Source organism: Luteibacter sp. UNCMF366Tsu5.1, from assembly GCF_900119235.1.
Classification (GTDB): Bacteria; Pseudomonadota; Gammaproteobacteria; order Xanthomonadales; family Rhodanobacteraceae; genus Luteibacter; species Luteibacter flocculans.
Window position 1 is genome coordinate 1,368,449 of record NZ_FPIS01000001.1, and the last position, 17,900, is coordinate 1,386,348.

At 65.0% G+C, this 17,900-nt stretch carries 9 protein-coding genes, 1 tRNA gene and 1 pseudogene; 6 read left to right on the top strand and 5 right to left on the bottom strand.

What is annotated here, in order from left to right; all coding sequences use genetic code 11:
* Positions 1-2: 2 nt before the first annotated feature.
* Positions 3-4,922, bottom strand: coding sequence for an NAD-glutamate dehydrogenase (locus BT115_RS06100; protein WP_072321588.1), 4,920 nt, complete (start codon positions 4,920-4,922; stop codon positions 3-5).
* A 267-nt stretch (positions 4,923-5,189) separates the two neighbouring features.
* Here BT115_RS06100 and BT115_RS06105 point away from each other — a divergent pair, with 267 nt between their 5' ends.
* From BT115_RS06105 to BT115_RS06115, 3 genes and pseudogenes are all read left to right on the top strand, one after another.
* Positions 5,190-5,846 (top strand): TetR/AcrR family transcriptional regulator, encoded by a 657-nt coding sequence (locus BT115_RS06105; RefSeq protein WP_072321589.1) that lies wholly within the window; start codon positions 5,190-5,192, stop codon positions 5,844-5,846.
* Positions 5,843-7,069 carry an efflux RND transporter periplasmic adaptor subunit gene (locus tag BT115_RS06110; protein WP_072321590.1) on the top strand — a complete coding sequence of 409 codons (1,227 nt, stop codon included), beginning with the start codon at positions 5,843-5,845 and terminating at the stop codon, positions 7,067-7,069. Before BT115_RS06105 ends, BT115_RS06110 begins: the two co-directional genes overlap by 4 nt.
* 12 nt (positions 7,070-7,081) lie before the next feature.
* Positions 7,082-10,240 (top strand): annotated as a pseudogene (locus BT115_RS06115) (multidrug efflux RND transporter permease subunit); the annotation flags it as partial.
* A 294-nt stretch (positions 10,241-10,534) separates the two neighbouring features.
* On the opposite strand, the gene BT115_RS06120 reads toward BT115_RS06115, so the two are convergent.
* Positions 10,535-10,948 carry a VOC family protein gene (locus BT115_RS06120; RefSeq protein WP_072321591.1) on the bottom strand — a complete coding sequence of 138 codons (414 nt, stop codon included), beginning with the start codon at positions 10,946-10,948 and terminating at the stop codon, positions 10,535-10,537.
* Between the two features lie 130 nt (positions 10,949-11,078).
* The gene (locus BT115_RS06125) at positions 11,079-12,239 is read right to left on the bottom strand and encodes an acyl-CoA dehydrogenase family protein (RefSeq protein ID WP_072321592.1); all 1,161 of its coding nucleotides are present in this window, start codon (positions 12,237-12,239) and stop codon (positions 11,079-11,081) included.
* Positions 12,240-12,408: 169 nt separating this feature from the next.
* On the opposite strand from BT115_RS06125, the gene BT115_RS06130 reads away from it, so the two are divergent.
* The 3 genes from BT115_RS06130 to metH are packed head-to-tail and all read left to right on the top strand — an operon-like array spanning position 12,409 to position 17,121.
* Positions 12,409-13,335, top strand: a complete 927-nt coding sequence (locus BT115_RS06130; protein WP_072321593.1) for an ArsR/SmtB family transcription factor — start codon at positions 12,409-12,411, stop codon at positions 13,333-13,335.
* 13 nt (positions 13,336-13,348) lie between these two features.
* A complete protein-coding gene (locus BT115_RS06135) occupies positions 13,349-14,431 on the top strand; it encodes a homocysteine S-methyltransferase family protein (protein WP_072321594.1) in 1,083 nt (360 codons plus the stop codon).
* On the top strand, positions 14,428-17,121 hold the full coding sequence (metH, locus tag BT115_RS06140) for a methionine synthase (protein ID WP_072321595.1): 2,694 nt from the start codon (positions 14,428-14,430) through the stop codon (positions 17,119-17,121). Before BT115_RS06135 ends, metH begins: the two co-directional genes overlap by 4 nt.
* 183 nt (positions 17,122-17,304) lie before the next feature.
* Here the strand turns inward: metH and BT115_RS06145 are convergent, their stop codons facing one another.
* Complete coding sequence (locus BT115_RS06145) at positions 17,305-17,634, bottom strand: lipid-A-disaccharide synthase N-terminal domain-containing protein (RefSeq protein ID WP_072321596.1); 330 nt, start codon at positions 17,632-17,634, stop codon at positions 17,305-17,307.
* A gap of 152 nt (positions 17,635-17,786) precedes the next feature.
* A tRNA-Val gene (locus BT115_RS06150) sits at positions 17,787-17,861 on the bottom strand.
* Positions 17,862-17,900 lie beyond the last annotated feature (39 nt).

The window sequence follows — 17,900 nt, forward strand, 5'->3', positions numbered from 1 at the left end:
GCTTACACCGGGATCTGCGCGAGCTGGGCCAGGCGACGGACGGCGACCGAGGCGATCGGGTAGTCCGCGTTCTGGGTGAGGATTTCCGCCAGCATGGCGCGGGTGTACTTGAGCGTGGCGTCGTCGCGCTCGAGCCAGGCCTTGACCGGGCTGACATCCGTGCGATCGCCGGCCACGCTGAGCACCTGCAACGCCAGCGCACGATGCTGGGCATTGAGTTCGTCGAGCAACGACCCGCGCGCCTGCGCATGCCACGCGCCTTCGACGGGCAAGGCTTCGATCTGCCCGCGCAGCCAGTCGAGATCCAACGCTTCGGCCAGTTCGTAGAACACGGTGGCGACCATGGCGACGCCCTTGCCGCTCTGCTTGGACACTTCGACCATGTCCAGCGCAGAGCGCAGCACCGGAATGCGCGCCAGACGCACAGCCAGCGCGTTCGGCACGCCCAGGCCTTCCCACTTCTCCTGGCTGGCGGCGAAGTCGCCGCGGCCCGTATCCGTGAGCGCGTCCGGCAGTGCCTTGCGCAGCACGGTGACCTCGCTGGCGTAACGATCCACGTTCGCCGCGATGTCCAGCGAGCCGCCCGGGCGGTTGAGCAACCAGCGGGTGAGATGACGCAGCAGAGACCAGATCTGCAGGATCGCGTCGATTTGCGTGTCCTCCGCCACCTGGCCGTCCAGCGCCTCGATCTCAGCCCACAGGTCGCGGGCGTCGAGGATCTCGCGCGCCGCGGTATACGCCTTGGCAATGGAGGCAGGACCGTGGCCGGTATCCTCCTGCATGCGCATCATGAAGGTGGCGCCCATGCGATTGATCGTCGAGTTGGTCACCGCCGTGGCGATGATTTCGCGCTTCAAGCGATGGCGCTGCATGTGCTCGGCGTACTTCTCGTGCAGCGGCAAGGGGAAGTAGCGCACCAGTTCGCGCGACAGGTACGGATCTTCCGGCACGTCCGATTCCAGCAACTGCTGGAACAGGCGGATCTTGTCGTAGGACAGCAGCACCGACAGCTCGGGACGGGTCATGCCCTGGCCGCGCTGTTTGCGTTCGGCCAGTTCGGCAGAGGTGGGCAACGATTCCACCTGGCGATCGAGCAGGCCCTCGGCTTCAAGCGTGCTGATGAAGTGAGCCATCGAACCGAGGCGGCGCACCGACTGGTGCTCCATCATCGTGATGGCCTGGTTCTGGCGATAGTTGTCCCACAGCACGAGGCGCGCGACTTCGTCGGTCATCTCGGCAAGCTGCCGGTTGCGACCCTCGAAGCTGAGCTCGCCACGCTGCACGGCGTCGTTCAGCAGGATCTTGATGTTCACCTCGTGATCGGAGGTGTCCACGCCCGCGGAGTTGTCGATGAAGTCCGTGTTGAGCAGCACGCCGGCCTGCGCGGCCTCGATGCGACCCTTCTGGGTCATGCCGAGGTTGCCGCCCTCGCCCACCACCTTGCAGCGCAGCTCGTTGCCATTGACGCGCAGCGCGTTGTTGGCGCGATCGCCCACGTCGGCATGCGTTTCGCTGGTGGCCTTCACGTAGGTACCGATGCCGCCGTTCCAGAGCAGATCGACCGGCGCCTTGAGGATCGCGGAGAGCAGATCCGACGGCGCCATGTGCGTGACCTCGGCACGGATGCCGAGCGCGGCGCGGATCTCGGCCGACACCGGGATCGACTTGGCGCTGCGCGGATACACGCCGCCACCGGCGGAGATCAGCGATTTGTCGTAGTCGTCCCACGACGAACGCGGCAGCGCGAACATGCGTTGGCGCTCCGCGAACGATGTGGCGGCATCCGGGTTCGGATCGAGGAAGATGTGGCGGTGATCGAACGCAGCCAGGAGGCGAATATGCTCGGAGAGCAGCATGCCGTTGCCGAACACGTCACCCGACATGTCGCCCACGCCGACCACGGTGAAATCCTGGGTCTGGCAATCGCGGCCCAGCGCACGGAAGTGCCGCTTGACCGACTCCCACGCACCCTTGGCCGTGATGCCCATGCCCTTGTGGTCGTAGCCGTTGGAACCGCCCGAGGCGAAAGCGTCGTCCAGCCAGAAGCCATGCTCCGTCGAGATGGCGTTGGCGATGTCGGAGAACGTGGCCGTACCCTTATCGGCCGCCACCACGAGGTACGGATCGTCCTGGTCGTGCCGCACCACGTCGTGCGGCGGCACGACCTTGCCCTCGACGAGGTTGTCGGTGATGTCGAGCAGGCCGTTGATGAACATGCGATAGCAGGCAATACCCTCGGCAAGCTGCGCGTCGCGATCGCCACCGACCGGCGGACGCTTCACGAAGAAGCCGCCCTTGGAGCCGACCGGCACGATCACCGTGTTCTTCACCATCTGCGCCTTCACCAAGCCCAGCACTTCGGTGCGGAAATCTTCGCGGCGATCGGACCAGCGCAGGCCACCACGTGCGACCGAGCCGAAGCGCAGGTGGATGCCCTCCACGCGCGGCGCGTACACGAAGATCTCGCGGAACGGCACCGGCTTGGCGAGGTCGGGCACGCGGTGCGAATCGAACTTGAAGCTGATGTACGGACGGAACGCGCCGTCCCATGCCTGGAAGAAGCTCGTGCGCAGCGTGGCATGCACCAGCGCGATGAAGCTGCGCAGGATGCGGTCCTCGTCGAGGCTGGAGACGTTATCCAGCAGTGCGTTGATCGCCTCCTCCACCGCGGCGACCTGCTCCTCGCGCGGCCGACTGAGCGACGCGACGAGGTTGCCGATGAGGCCCGGATGCGCGGCCAGCGTATCTGTGTCCATCAACGTATGCATCTCGTGCGAGAGCAGGCTTTCGGCGCGTGCGCGCTCGTCGCCGTCGAGGCTCTCGCGGCGCGGATCGAAGCGCGCGTTGAACAATTCGATGATGAGGCCGGCAATCGCCGGGTAACGATTGAGTGCGTCTTCCATGTACGCCTGGGAGAACGCCACACCCGTCTGCAACAGGTACTTGCAGTAGCTGCGCAGCACGGCGACCTGGCGCCAGCCGAGCTTCGCGCCGAGCACGAGGCGGTTGAAGCCGTCGTTCTCCGCATTGCCGCGCCAGATCTGTTCGAAGGCATCTTCGAAGAGCGAACCGACCTGCTCCACCTCGAAGGCGAGGCGGCCGACCGGCTGCACTTCGAAATCCTGCACGAACAGGGAGCCGTCGCCGATCTTCACCTCGTACATGTGCTCGGTGAGCACGCGCAGACCGAGGTTTTCAAGCTGCGGCAGGACTTCCGACAGCGCGATGTCCGAGCCCGAGCGGTAGACCTTGAAGCGGAGTTCTTCCGGGCGGTGCGGCGGATGGTAGAACGACATGCTGATGGCATCGGGACCGTCGAGACCCGCGAGCGCGCGCACGTCGGCAGCGGCTACCTGCGGCGAGACTTCGTCCACGTAGCCGGCCGGCAGCGCCTTGCCATAACGGTTGGCGAGAATGATGCCCTGCTGTTCGCCGGCTACTTCGATGAGGCGATCGCGCAGGTCGTCGTACCAGTTGCGCGCAATGGCGACGATCTGGCTTTCGATGGCCGCCGCGTCGTAGATCGGGTGGTCGCCGATGCGCGGGCGCACTACCACGTGCAGGCGGACCAGAGCGGCCTCACCCATCAGCACGGCGGAATCGACGTGCTCGCCGTGGAAGGCCTCGCGCAGCACACCTTCCACACGCTCGCGCACGTTGGTGTTGAAACGGTCACGCGGAATGTAGACCAGGCAGGAGAAGAACCGGCCGTAGCTGTCGCGACGGATGAACAGGCGCGTGCGCGTGCGCTGGGCCAGTTCGAGCAGGCCCATCGCCAGGGCGTAGAGTTCATCGGTGCTGCACTGGAACAGCTCTTCACGCGGCAGCGTGTCGAGGATGTGGCGTAGCGCCTTGCCCGAGTGCGAGTCGCGCTTGAGTCCTGAGCGGGTCATCACCGCTTCGCACTTTTCGCGCACGAGCGGCACGTGCTGCGGATGCGCCATGTACGCATTGGACGAGAACAGGCCGAGGAAGCGCTGCTCGGCGACAGGACGGCCGTTGCCGTCGAACTTGAGGACGCCGACGTAATCCATGTAGCCCGCGCGGTGCATCGGCGAACGGGCATTGGTCTTGGTCAGGATGATGGCGTCGGTGGAACCCGAGCGCGGCAGTTCGCTAGCCACCAGCGTGCGCAGCGAGCGCGGTGCCAGAGAACGCTCCGCCGTACGCAGGATGCCCAGGCCGGAGCCTTCAACGGTTTTCAGGACCTGATCGCCCGCATCGGCCGCCACTTCGTATTCGCGGTAACCCATGAAGGTGAAATGGTCGTCGGCGACCCAGCGCAAGAACTCGCTGGCTTCGCGCACTTCCTCCGCGGTATACGGCAGCGAGCGCTTGGCGAGGTCCCCCGCCACGTCGAGCATCTTGTCGCGCATGGCGCGCCAGTCGGTGACGGCTTCGCGAACGTCCGCCAAGGCGGCTTCCACGTTGGCTTTGAGCGTGTCCAGTTCGGTGTCGTCGAGGCGGTCGATCTCGAAACGCATGATCGATTCGGTCGCCGAACCGGAGCCCATGGACTCGAGCACGCCCGCCGCAGAACGAACCACTGGCACCACCGGATGGATGGTGGCGTGGATGTCCGCATGAGCGGCGGCGACCATGGAAACGGTATCGACGAGGAAGGGCATGTCGTCCGTGACCACTTCAACCACGGCACGCGACCCGGAAACACCGGGGTTGTAGACGCGGACCTTCGCCTTGCCCGGCACCCGCTCGCGAGCGAAGGCCAGCAGGTCGGCGATCAGCGCGGCCCAGCGGTCCGGCGCATGCAGGGCATGGTCGGCGGGGGCGATCCGCTCGAAGAAGGCCTCGATAAAAAAGTGCGCCTCATTGAGGCGCTCCGCGGGGTAATCCAGCTTTTTCAGTTCATCGAAGACGACGGCCTGGAAAGAGCCGTTTTCGGCAGAGCGAATCGCATTCATGGGCGGATATCGATGTGGGGAGTCGGAAATCCGCGAAAGCATAGCTCCCTGCGATGTCATGTAGCCACACCGAGGCGTGGATACGGTACGGGAATTTTCACTGCGTCGCCGCATCCGCGCCGGTGCGTTTCGATCGCGCGGCGCGCCGTGCGCGAGTCGTCGCGATGGATGCATCGCAACAATTCGCACGCGAATGTATTTGAGCACCGTTGACGCTGGTCCGGGGGAGATTCTAAACTGGACGGTATAGTCCAGCAGGGAAATCCCATGGCGACCCTGGATACCCGCCCCGTATCAGACCATCAGCAGCGGGTGCTCCAGGCGGCATGTGCGTTGTTCCTGCGTGACGGTTACCGCGTCAGCATGGGAGCGGTGGCACGCGAGGCAGGCGTGTCCAAGCAAACCGTGTATGCGCACTTCGACAATAAGGACACCCTGTTCCACGCCGCCGTCGAACAACTCGTCTTGCCTCTCCACGCCAGTTTGACCCCGGAGAGCCGCGACCTGCCCTCGACGCTGCATGCCCTGGCCCGGGCGCACCAGACCTACGTGATGGACCACGAGAACGTGGCCCTGGGCCGCATGCTGATCGCGGAAGCCCCGCGCTTTCCGGCGGCGGCAAAGGCCTTCTTCCGGATCGCGATCGACACGGTCGCGGCCCGGTTGTCGCGTTGTATGGCGGAAGCCATGGAGCACGGCAGGATGCGCAGGGAAGACCCGGACGTCGCTGCGGAACTGTTCCTGTCCATGCTGCATGGACTGGAGGGGGACCGTCGCCTCTTTGGCATGCGCGCAAGAGGCCAGAAGGCACAGGACGGCTGGGCGAGGCACGCGGTAACAGTATTTATGCATGCGTACGACATCTTGCCGGATGAACCGGCGCGAACGAACAAGAAACCTGGAAAAGGAACGGAGTTCTCATGAATCCCCTGCCCCTGCGCTCGTCCCTGCTGGCCCTCGGCCTCGCCGCAGCGCTTGCCGCCTGCCACAAGCAGGAAGCTCCCCAGCAGCCGCCCCCGCCGGAAGTCGGCACGATCACCGCCCAGCCGCAGGATGCCCCGCTGGTCCAGGATCAGGTCGGTCGCGTGTCCGCGTTCCGCACCGCCGACGTGCGTGCGCGCGTACCCGGCATCCTGCTGCATCGTCTGTATGAGGAAGGCACGGACGTGAAGGCGGGCCAGAAGCTCTTCCAGATCGATCCGCAGCCCCTCAAGGCAGAACTGGACGCCCAGTTGGCCAACCTCGCCTCCGCCCGCGCCACGGCCGTGAACGCCAAGGCACAGGCCGATCGCAACCGCGGCCTCATCGGCAAGAACTACGTCTCGCGGCAGGATCTCGATACCGCCGAGGCCAACCAGCGCACGGCCGAAGCCGCCGTGAAGCAGGCCGAAGCCAACGTGCAGTCGGCCCGGATCAACCTGGGCTTCACCGACGTGGTCTCGCCGATCGACGGCCGCGCCGGCCAGCAGCAGGTCACCGAGGGCGCGCTGGTCGGCCAGAACGAGACCACGCTCCTGACCCAGGTGGACCAGATCGACAAGGTCTATGTGAACTTCAGCGTGTCGGTCTCCGACCTGGATGCCATGCGCCGTGCCGCGGCCAACGGTGCCGCCACGCTGTCGCCCACCGACAAGGCCACCGTGCGCATCCAGTTGCCGGATGGCTCGGACTTCGGCGAACAGGGCGTGCTCGACTTCTCGTCGGCCACGGTCAATCCGCAGACCGGCACGGTGAACCTGCGCGCGCAGCTCGCCAATCCGGACCTGCGCCTGCTCCCGGGCCAGTTCGTGACGGTCAAGGCCACCCTCGGCGACTTGCACAACGTGTTCCTGATTCCTCAGGCCGCGGTGCTGCGCGACGCCAACGACGCCTACGTGATGGTCGTCGGCGAAGGCCACGCCAAGGACCCGCAGACGGGCAAGGACACGACCGTGCCCTCGGCCGCCGTGCGTCGCCCGATCAAGGCCGAGCGCATCAGCGGTTCCAACTGGGTGGTTACCGGCGGCTTGAAGCCGGGTGACCAGATCATCGTCCAGGGTCTGCCCAAGGCGAGGGAAAACGCGCCGGTGAAGGCATCGCCCGCCCAGGCCGCTCCGGCTTCGGCCGCGAGTGCCCCCGGTGCGGCTGCCCCCGCCGGTCAGCAGTAAGGGAGTTTCGTCATGCCGAGTTTCTTCATCGACCGCCCCATCTTCGCGTGGGTCGTGGCGATCCTGATCAGCCTGTGCGGCACGATCTCCCTGCTCAACATGGGTATCGAGTCGTATCCGAACATCGCCCCGCCGCAGGTCGTCGTCACGGCGACCTACCCGGGTGCGAGCGCGGATACCACCGAGAAGACCGTGACGCAGGTCATCGAGCAGCAGCTGACCGGTATCGATCACCTGCTCTACTTCAGCTCCGCGTCGAGCTCCAGCGGCACGGCCACCGTGACGCTGACGTTCGAGACCGGTACCGATCCTGACATTGCCCAGGTCCAGGTGCAGAACAAGGTGTCGCTCGCGACGCCCCGTCTGCCCTCCGAGGTGACCCAGCAGGGCGTCGTGGTGGCCAAGTCCAACCCCGACTTCCTGATGTTCATTGCGCTCACCTCGTCCAATCCGGCGATCGACGGTAACCGCCTGACCGATATCGTGTCGTCGCAGGTGCTCGACCAGATCGCACGTATCCCGGGCGTGGGCAACACGCGTCAGCTCGGTTCCGAGTACGGCATGCGCATCTGGCTGAACCCGGACAAGCTGCGCGGCTACGGCCTCTCGGCCACCGATCTGCGCAATGCGCTCAGCACGCAGAACGTGCAGTTCGCCGCAGGCTCCATCGGTACGGATCCCGCGGTCAACGGCCAGGGCTTCAGTGCGACGGTATCGGCCGAAGGCCGCTTCACTACGCCGGAAGAGTTCTCCGACATCATCCTGCGCGCCAACAACGACGGCACCGTGGTGCGCCTGAAGGACGTCGCGCGGGTGGAACTCGGCCCGCAGACCTACGGCTTCAACGCACAGTGGAACGGCACGGCCACCGGCTCCTTCGGTGTGCAGCTGCTGCCCGGCGCGAACGCGCTGGACGTGGCAAACGCTGTGCGCGCCAAGATGGCCGATCTCGCCCGCGGCTTTCCCGATGGCGTGACCTGGTTCGCACCGTACGACACGACCAAGTTCGTGACGATCTCGATCGAGGAAGTGGTGCATACCCTCGTCGAGGCGATCATCCTCGTGTTCCTCGTGATGCTGCTGTTCCTGCAGAACTTCCGCGCGACGATCATCCCGACCCTGGTCATCCCGGTGGCGTTGCTGGGTACCTTCCTGGGTCTGTCGCCGCTCGGTTTCACGATCAACCAGCTCACCCTGTTCGGCATGGTGCTCGCTATCGGCATCGTGGTCGACGACGCGATCGTCGTGATCGAGAACGTCGAACGCATCATGTCCGAGGAAGGACTGTCGCCGAAGGAAGCCACGCGCAAGGCGATGGGCCAGATCACTGGCGCCGTCGTGGCGATCACGGTGGTGCTGGCGGCAGTGTTCGTGCCGTCCGCACTGCAGCCGGGCGCCTCGGGTATCATCTACAAGCAGTTCGCGCTGACGATCGCGGTGTCGATGGGTTTCTCGGCGTTCCTCGCACTGTCGTTCACGCCGGCATTGTGCGCCACGATCCTCAAGCACACCCACGACGAAAAGAAGAACATCGTCTATCGCAAGTTCAACCAGGTCTTCGACTGGGTTCAGCACACCTACTCCGGCCACATCGGCGGTGCGGTGCGTCGTGCCCCGGTCTGGATGGTGGTGTTCGTGCTGATCGCGGTGCTTTGCGGCTTCCTGTTCACTCGCCTGCCGACCAGCTTCGTGCCGGACGAGGACCAGGGCTACGCGCTCGCCATCGTGCAGTTGCCGCCCGGTTCCAGCATCGCCCGTACCGAGAAGGTGATGGAGCAGCAGCGCGCGATCCTGCTGAAGGACCCCGCCGTCGACGGCGTCTTCCAGATCTCCGGCTTCAGCTTCGTGGGCCAGGGCGAAAACGTCGGCATGAGCTTCATCCGCCTCAAGGACTGGGGCGACCGCGACATGACCGCCACCGAGTTCATCCAGCAGGCGAACGGCAAGATGCAGGCCGTGCGCGATGCCACGATCTTCGTCGTCAACCTGCCGACGATTCGCGGTCTCTCGCAGTTCGGCGGTATCGACATGTACCTGCAGGCACGCGCCGGCCAGTCGCGCGATGAGCTGACCCAGGCCCGCAACATCCTGCTCGGCGCCGCCGCACAGAACAAGGCGCTGGTCGGTGTTCGCCCGAACACGCTCGAAGACGCGCCGCTGCTGCAGTTGCACGTCGATCGCACGCAGGCGCAGACGATGGGCCTGTCGGTCAGCGACATCTACACCGCGATCCAGCTCACGCTGGCACCGGTCTATGTCAATGACTTCTCCTACGGCGGTCGCGTGAAGCGCGTGATGCTGCAGGCCGACGCGCCCTATCGCATGGGCACCGATGCCTTCCAGCACATCTTCACCCCGAGCACGCTCAGCACGGCATCGACGAACAGCAGCACCAGCAGCACCTCGTCGACCGTCGCCAGCGCTTCGACGGCCGTGGACAGCGCGATGATTCCGCTTTCCAGCGTCGTCAGCTCGAAGTGGTCGCTGGCCGCACCGACGCTCAACCGCTACAACGGCTACTCGGCGGTGGAAATCGTGGGCAACCAGGCGCCGGGTTACTCCACCGGCCAGGCCATGAACATCGTGGAGGGCATCGTCAACGACAAGCTGCCGAAGGGTTTCGGCTATGACTGGACGGGCCAGTCGTACCAGGAAATCCTCTCGGGCAACTCGTCGACGCTGCTGCTCGCGCTGTCGGTGGTGATCGTGTTCCTCTGCCTTGCCGCCTTGTACGAGAGCTGGTCGATCCCGGTGTCCGTGCTGCTGGTGGTGCCGCTGGGCATCCTGGGCACCATCGTGTTCTCGATGCTGCGCGGGCTGCCGAACGACATCTACTTCAAGATCGGCATGATCACGGTCATCGGCCTTGCGGCGAAGAACGCGATCCTGATCGTGGAGTTTGCGGTGGAGCAGCAGCAGGGTGGCAAGACGCTGCGCGAAAGCGTCATCGAAGCCGCTCGCCTGCGACTGCGCCCCATCTTGATGACGTCGCTGGCCTTCATCCTCGGCGTGTTCCCGCTGGCGATCTCTACCGGCGCGGGTGCCAACTCCCGTCATGCGATCGGTACCGGCGTGATCGGCGGCATGCTGTTCGCAACGTTCCTCGGCCTGCTGTTGATTCCGGTGTTCTACGTCAGCGTTCGCCGCATGCTGGGCGACAAGCTGGACGAGGTGTCGCACAAGCTGCCGCACCACGGCCCGGATGGCGATGATCACGGTCCGGACGGTGGCGGCCATGGCCCGCAGGGTGGCGGCAATCCGTCGACCAACGTCGGCCCGCATGCACCGAACGTGGGCGATGTGAGAGCCTTCGATTCGGACCCTCGACGGGGTACTGAACGACCGTAACGAAGAAAACCCGGCGCAAGCCGGGTTTTTTTTGGGGTTGGGGATGCGCCTTTCGGCTATGCCGCTTCGTTGGCTTCTCGCCGCTGTAGCGGCTCCCACAGGTTTGCCGTCCGAGCCTTATGCCGATGCGATCGATGCCGCCACGTCCAACGAAGCATGGTGGACGGCTTCGATGTTGTGGCCGTCCGGATCGAGGACGAACGCGCCGTAGTAGCCGGCGTGATAGTGGGAGCGCGGGCCGGGCGGACCGTTGTCGCGTCCACCGGCGGCGAGTGCCGCCTCGTGGAACTCGCGTACGAGCTTCTGCGTTTCCACGCGGAAGGCGACGTGGACGGGCGGCTGGTTGGGCTGGCCCTCGGTGATCCAGAAATCGGGTTTGCCGTGCTCGCCGAAGCCGGCGACATTCGTGCGACCCGTTACCGAGGCGGGGAGGATCACGAGGAGTTCGTATCCGATCGCCGCGAGCGCCGCCTGGTAGAACTGCTTGCTGCGTTCGAAGTCGCTGACGATGACGCCGGTGTGGTCGATCATGAGAGTCCCCAGGAGAGATGGCCTGGAGAGCTTAGCGCATTCGACGAGGTGCCCTGTCGGCACGGCGGCGCGCGGCATATCCGTGCGAGCGATCGCATCGGCAGGTGCCGATGCGATCGCGGTGGCTTACTCAGCGCAGGCCGGTTTCCGAACGGGCGATGACGAGGCGCTGGATTTCGCTGGTGCCCTCGTAGATCTCGGTGATCTTCGCATCGCGGAAATAGCGTTCCAGCGGCATTTCCTTGGAGTAGCCCATGCCGCCGTGGATCTGCACGGCCTGGTGGGTGATCCACATGGCCGCTTCGGACGCCACCAGCTTCGCCATCGAGGCCTCGGTGCCGAAGCGCCCACCCGTCTTCTCCACCTGACCCTTCGTCCACGCAGCGCGCAGCGTGAGCAGCAGGGCCGCGTCGAGCTTGCACTTCATGTCCGCGATCTTCGCCTGAGTCATCTGGAAGGTGCCGATCGGATGGCCGAACGCCTTGCGATCGCGCGACCACTGCAGGGTGGCTTCATAGGCGGCGCGTGCGATACCGACGGCCTGCGAGGCGATGCCGATGCGGCCTGCGTCGAGCACGCCCATGGCGATGGCAAAACCCTTGCCTTCCTCGCCGAGCATGTCTTCCTGCGGGCATACGTAGTCGTGGAACTCGATCTCACAGGTGGCCGAGGCGCGAATGCCGAGCTTGGGTTCGGTCTTGCCGGCGAGGAAACCTTCGCGCTTTGTGTCGATGAGGAAGGCCGACACCCCGCGCGCGCCGATCCCCGGCGTGGTGACCGCAAACAGCACGATGTAGCGGGCCACGGGGCCCGAGGTGATCCAGCTCTTCTTGCCGTTGATGACCCAGTCGCCATCCGCGTTCTTCACCGCGCGGGTGTGCATGTTGGAGGCATCGGAGCCCGACTGCGGCTCGGTCAGCGCGTAGGCGCCGATCGCTTCGCCGGAGGCGATGGCACGCACGTACTTCTGCTTCTGTTCTTCGGTGCCGTTCTTCAGGATGCCGTTGCAGAACAGCGAATTGTTCACCGACATGATGGTGGACGTGGCGGCATCGGCCGCGGCGACCTCGATCATCGCCAGCACGTAGGCCACCGGGTCCATCCCGGCGCCGCCGTAGGCCTCCGGCACCTCGATGCCCATCAGGCCCAACTGGCCCATCTCCTGGATGTTTTCCAGCGGGAATTCGCCCTTGGCGTCGAACTCGGCGGCCACGGGTGCAATGCGCTTCTGCGCGAAATCGCGGGCGATGGACTGGATCGACAACTGGTCGTCGGTAAAGCGGAAATCCATGGGGTGTTCCTCACGCCGACCTGTAGGCGGCAGTCTTGGGGTGGAGACGAGCCCGCCATTCTAACGGTCGTTCGAGCGCTTGCCGCCCTGCACTGCAACATGCGCCCTTGACGCCCGGCCATGCCGGCCGCATCCTACGTATCTCTGTATCGCGATATAAGGATGTTGGATGGATCTGTCGACCGCATCCACGGCCCTCCGGCTCCTTGCCGATCCCACCCGCGTCCGCCTCCTCGCCCTGCTGGACCGCGAGGAACTCACCGTGGCCGAACTGGCGGCGGTACTGCACCTGGCCCAGCCGCGCGTGTCCACGCACCTTGCGAAACTCAAGGAAGCCGCGCTCGTGCGCGATCGCCGCGCAGGCGTGTCGGCCTATTATCGGGCCAACGCCGAGGCCGATCCTACCCTGGCGGCCCTGGTCGCCTCCTTGCGCGACACCTTGAGCGACGCCCTGCTCCGCGAGGATGCCGAACGCCTGCCTGCGGTGCTCGCCCAGCGCGCTCGCGCCGAGGGTTGGGCCGATACCGTCGCTGGCGACATGGAACGCCACTATTCGCCGGGACGCACCTGGGAAACGCTCGCGCGCTCGCTTCTGCAGTTACTTGCCACTGGCGACGTGCTGGACATCGCCTCGGGCGACGGCGTGACCGCGGAGCTGCTGGCGCCGCACGCGCATTCGATCGTCTGCGTGGACAGCTCGGAGCGTGTCGTCGAGGCCGCGCGCCAGCGACTGTCCAGCTTCGCCAATGTGGATGTGCGCACGGGCGACATGCATGCGCTGGATCTCGGTGGGCGCCAGTTCGACCTGGTGCTGCTGTTGCACGCCCTCACCTACTCCGATCGGCCGCAGGCCGTGTTCGACGAGGTGAGCAAGGTCCTGAAGCCGGGCGGTCGCCTGCTCGTGTCTACCCTGGGCGAACACGATCACCGCGCCGTCGTGGAGCCGTTCGATCACCGCAACCTCGGTTTTACCTGCGACGGCTTGACGGCCATGGCGCGGCAGGCCGGGTTCGAGGTGGTCAGTTGCGAACGCCTGAGTCGCGAGCGCCGCGCGCCTCACTTCGAAGTCATCAGCCTTCTTGCACGCAAGCCCTGAGGGAGCACGACCCATGAGCCAACTACCGTGGCTGCATCCCGAACGCGTCGCCCTCATCCAGAAAGGGCTGGCGGAACGCATCATGATTCTCGACGGTGGCATGGGCACCATGCTGCAGGGCCATCGGCTGGACGAGTCCGGCTACCGCGGCGAGCGCTTCGCGCAGGGGCGCGACGGGCTGCACGAGCACGCTCACGACCACCCCGGCGAGTGCGACCTCAAGGGCAACAACGACCTGCTGCTACTGACCCAACCGGACATCATCCGCGGCGTGCATGACGCCTACCTGGAAGCCGGTGCGGACTTCATCGAGACGAACACGTTCAACGCGACGCGCGTGAGCCAGGCCGATTACCACCTCGAACACCTGGTACCGGAACTCAACCGCGAAGGTGCGCGCATCGCTCGCGAGGCCTGCGATGCCATGACGGCGCGCACGCCTGAGAAGCCGCGCTTCGTGATCGGCGTGCTCGGGCCCACGAGCCGTACCGCGTCGATCTCTCCCGACGTGAACGACCCCGGCTTCCGCAACGTGTCGTTCGATGAGCTGAAGGAAAACTACATGGAATCCGCCCGCGCGCTGATTGAAGGCGGTGCGGACACGATCATGGTGGAGACGATCTTCGACACCTTGAACGCGAAGGCAGCCTTGTTTGCCTTGAGCGAGCTGTTCCATCAGCTTGGCGCGCGCGTACCCGTGATGATCTCAGGCACCATCACCGACCGTTCCGGACGCACGCTGTCGGGGCAGACGGCGGAAGCGTTCTTCTATTCGGTGGAGCACATCCAGCCGTTGTCGGTCGGTCTCAATTGCGCACTCGGTGCCGAAGACCTGCGTCCGCATGTGCAGATGCTTGCGCGCATCGCCGGCAGTGCCATCAGCACGCACCCCAACGCCGGGCTGCCGAATGCCTTCGGCGAGTACGACGAGACCCCCGAGAGCATGGCCGAGACCATCCGCAGCTTCGCCGCGGATGGTCTCATCAACATCGTGGGCGGTTGCTGCGGCACCACGCCCGCACACATCGCAGCCATCGCCGCCGCCGTGGCGCCCTACCCGCCCCGTATCGCCAAGGACGCCGCGCAAGCCGCATGAGCATTCGATATACGCGTCTCTCCGGTCTCGAACCGCTGGTCCTCACGCCGGACCTGAATTTCATCAACGTCGGCGAACGGACCAACGTCACGGGGTCGGCGCAGTTCCGCAAGCTGATCAAGGAAGGCCGTTACGAGGAAGCGGTGGAAGTGGCGCGCCAGCAGGTGGAGAACGGCGCGCAGATCATCGACATCAACATGGACGAGGGCCTGATCGATTCCGAGTCGGCGATGACGCGGTTCGTCAACCTCATCTCGTCCGAGCCCGACATCGCACGCGTGCCGATCATGGTCGACTCCTCGAAATGGAGCGTGATCGAAGCCGGCCTGCGTTGCATGCAGGGCAAGGGCATCGTCAATTCCATCTCGATGAAGGAAGGCGAGGCTGCGTTTCTCGAACACGCGCGTCGCGTGCGCCAGTACGGCGCCGCCGTCGTCGTGATGGCCTTCGACGAAGCCGGCCAGGCGGACACGAAGGAGCGCAAGATCGAGATCTGTTCGCGCGCCTACGAGCTGCTGGTGAACGAGCTGGACTTCCCGCCCGAAGACATCATCTTCGACCCCAACATCTTCGCCATCGCCACCGGCATCGAGGAACACAACAACTACGCGGTGGACTTCATCGAGGCCACGCGCGAACTGAAGAAGCGATTCCCTTCGTCGCACGTGTCCGGTGGTGTATCCAACGTGTCGTTCTCGTTCCGCGGCAACAACGTCGTGCGCGAGGCCATTCATTCGGTGTTCCTCTACCACGCGATTGCGGCGGGCATGGACATGGGCATCGTCAATGCCGGCGCCCTGGCGATCTACGACGACCTGCCGGAAGACCTGCGCGAGCGCGTGGAAGACGTCGTGCTGAACCGTCGCCCCGATGGCACCGAGCGGCTGCTGGAGATCGCCGAGCGCTACAAGGGCGGGAAGGGCGAGGTCGCGGTGGAAGCCGCCGCGTGGCGTGAAAAACCCGTAGCCGAACGGCTCAGCCATGCGCTGGTGCATGGCATCGACCAGTTCGTGGTGGAAGACACCGAGGAAGCACGCGCCGCAGCGCGACGTCCGCTCGATGTCATCGAAGGCCCGCTCATGGCAGGCATGAACGTGGTGGGCGACCTGTTCGGAGCGGGCAAGATGTTCCTGCCGCAGGTCGTGAAGTCCGCACGCGTGATGAAGAAGGCCGTGGCGCACCTCATTCCCTACATCGAAGAGGAAAAGCGCATTTCAGGCGATGCCGGCAAGAACAACGGCAAAATCGTGCTCGCCACGGTAAAGGGCGATGTCCACGACATCGGCAAGAACATCGTGGGCGTGGTGCTCCAGTGCAACAACTTCGAGGTGATCGATCTCGGCGTGATGGTGCCGACGCAGAAGATCCTCGATACGGCGCGTGCCGAGAACGCCGACATCATCGGTCTCTCCGGCCTCATCACCCCATCGCTGGAAGAAATGAGCCAGGTGGCGCGTGAGATGCAGCGCCAGGATTTCCACGTGCCGCTGATGATCGGCGGTGCGACGACGTCGCGCGCGCACACCGCGCTGCGCATCGAGCCGCACTACGCCTCGCCCACGGTATGGGTGAAGGACGCCTCGCGAGCCGTCGGCGTCGCGCAATCGCTGGTCAGCAAGGATCTCGTCGACGAGTTCATGGCGAAGGTGCGCGCGGAATACGCGGAGGTGCGCGAACGGCACAAGAGCCGCGGCACGGGCAAGCAACTGGTGCCGCTGGCGAAGGCGCGTGCACAGCGCTACACCTGCGATTGGCAAGCGTATGCCCCGCCCGCACCACGCTCGCCCGGGCTGACCGTGTTCGACGATTACGACCTGGCGGAACTGCGCCGCTACATCGACTGGTCGCCGTTCTTCAACGCGTGGGAACTGGCGGGCAAGTACCCCGCAATCCTCTCCGACGAAGTCGTAGGCACGCAGGCCACGGAACTGTTCAACGACGCGCAGGCGATGCTCGATCGCATCGTGGCGGAGAAGTGGTTGACCGCCAAGGGCGTGATCGGCTTCTGGCCGGCGGCGCAATCGGGGGACGATATCGAGGTCTACGCCGAACCGGGGCAGCGCAAGCCTATGGCCGTGCTGCACCACCTGCGCCAGCAGGTGGACAAGCCAGCCGACCGGCCGGACTTCTGCCTTGCCGATTTCATTGCACCGAAGGACAGTGGGGTTGCCGATTGGATCGGCGGTTTCGCGGTGACGGCCGGCATCGGCATCGACGAACACGTGGCCCGCTTCGAGGCGAACCACGACGACTACGCGTCGATCCTGCTCAAGGCACTAGCCGACCGACTCGCCGAGGCCTTTGCGGAACGTCTACACGAGCGTGTGCGCAAGGAATTCTGGGGCTACCAGCCCGACGAGACGCTGGATAACGAGGCATTGATCGCCGAGTCGTACCGCGGCATACGGCCTGCGCCGGGTTACCCCGCCTGCCCCGAACATTCGGAAAAGCGCACGCTGTTCGATCTGCTCCGGGCAACCGAACACACCACCGTGCAGCTCACGGACAGCTTCGCCATGTATCCCACCGCTGCGGTGTCGGGCTGGTACTTCGCGCATCCCGACAGCCAGTACTTCGTCGTCGGCCGCGTAAGCCGCGAGCAGGTCGAGGACTATGCGAAGCGCAAGGGCTGGGATCGCACAGAGGCCGAGCGCTGGCTTGCGCCGTATCTCGACTACGATCCGGATTGAGACGGCCCGTGCAGGAGCCACCATGGCGGCGACGGAAAGCTTGCAGGTGGGACTACTACTTTCCGGTGGGAGCCAGCCTGCTGGCGATCGGGGCATGCCTTGCCGCTACACCGCTTCGTTGGCTTATCGCCACCAGGGTGGCTCCCACCTTCGCTTCGTAGACTTCCTACAACGAGCGCGAGATCAGTCTTCGGCGCCGCCCGGTCGCACGGTTTCCTGCTTGTCCCGGTGTTTCAGGTGCGCGAACACGTTGTAGAACGACACCAGCATCGGGAACGCCGTCTGGATGATGCCCACGGAATCGTTCTTGCCCCAGATGAAATAGGCCAGGGTCAGCACGCTGCCGCTGACCGACAGATACCAGAATGACATGGGCACGGTGACCTTCTTGTTCTTCTTCGTCGCATAGAACTGGACGAACCAGCGCGCGGTGAAGAGCAAGGTGCCGAGAAGACCAATGATCTTCCAGGGCGTGAGCGTCAGCAGGTGGAGATCGGCGAGGGCGTCGTGCATGGCGGTGTCCGGGCGTACGTTCCACCCATTCTAAGCGGCGGTCATGGCTGAGGGGCGTAGCGCCCCGCACAACGGCAAAGCTCCGAGCCGGCCGCCGTTCGCTGAGCGCACCAATAAAAAGCCCGGCACTGGGGCCGGGCTTTTAAATTCGATGGTGGGCGGTACAAGGATCGAACTTGTGACACCTGCCGTGTGAAGGCAGTGCTCTACCGCTGAGCTAACCGCCCATCGAGCGGGGCATGATAACGAGCCGTACCGCCTCGGTC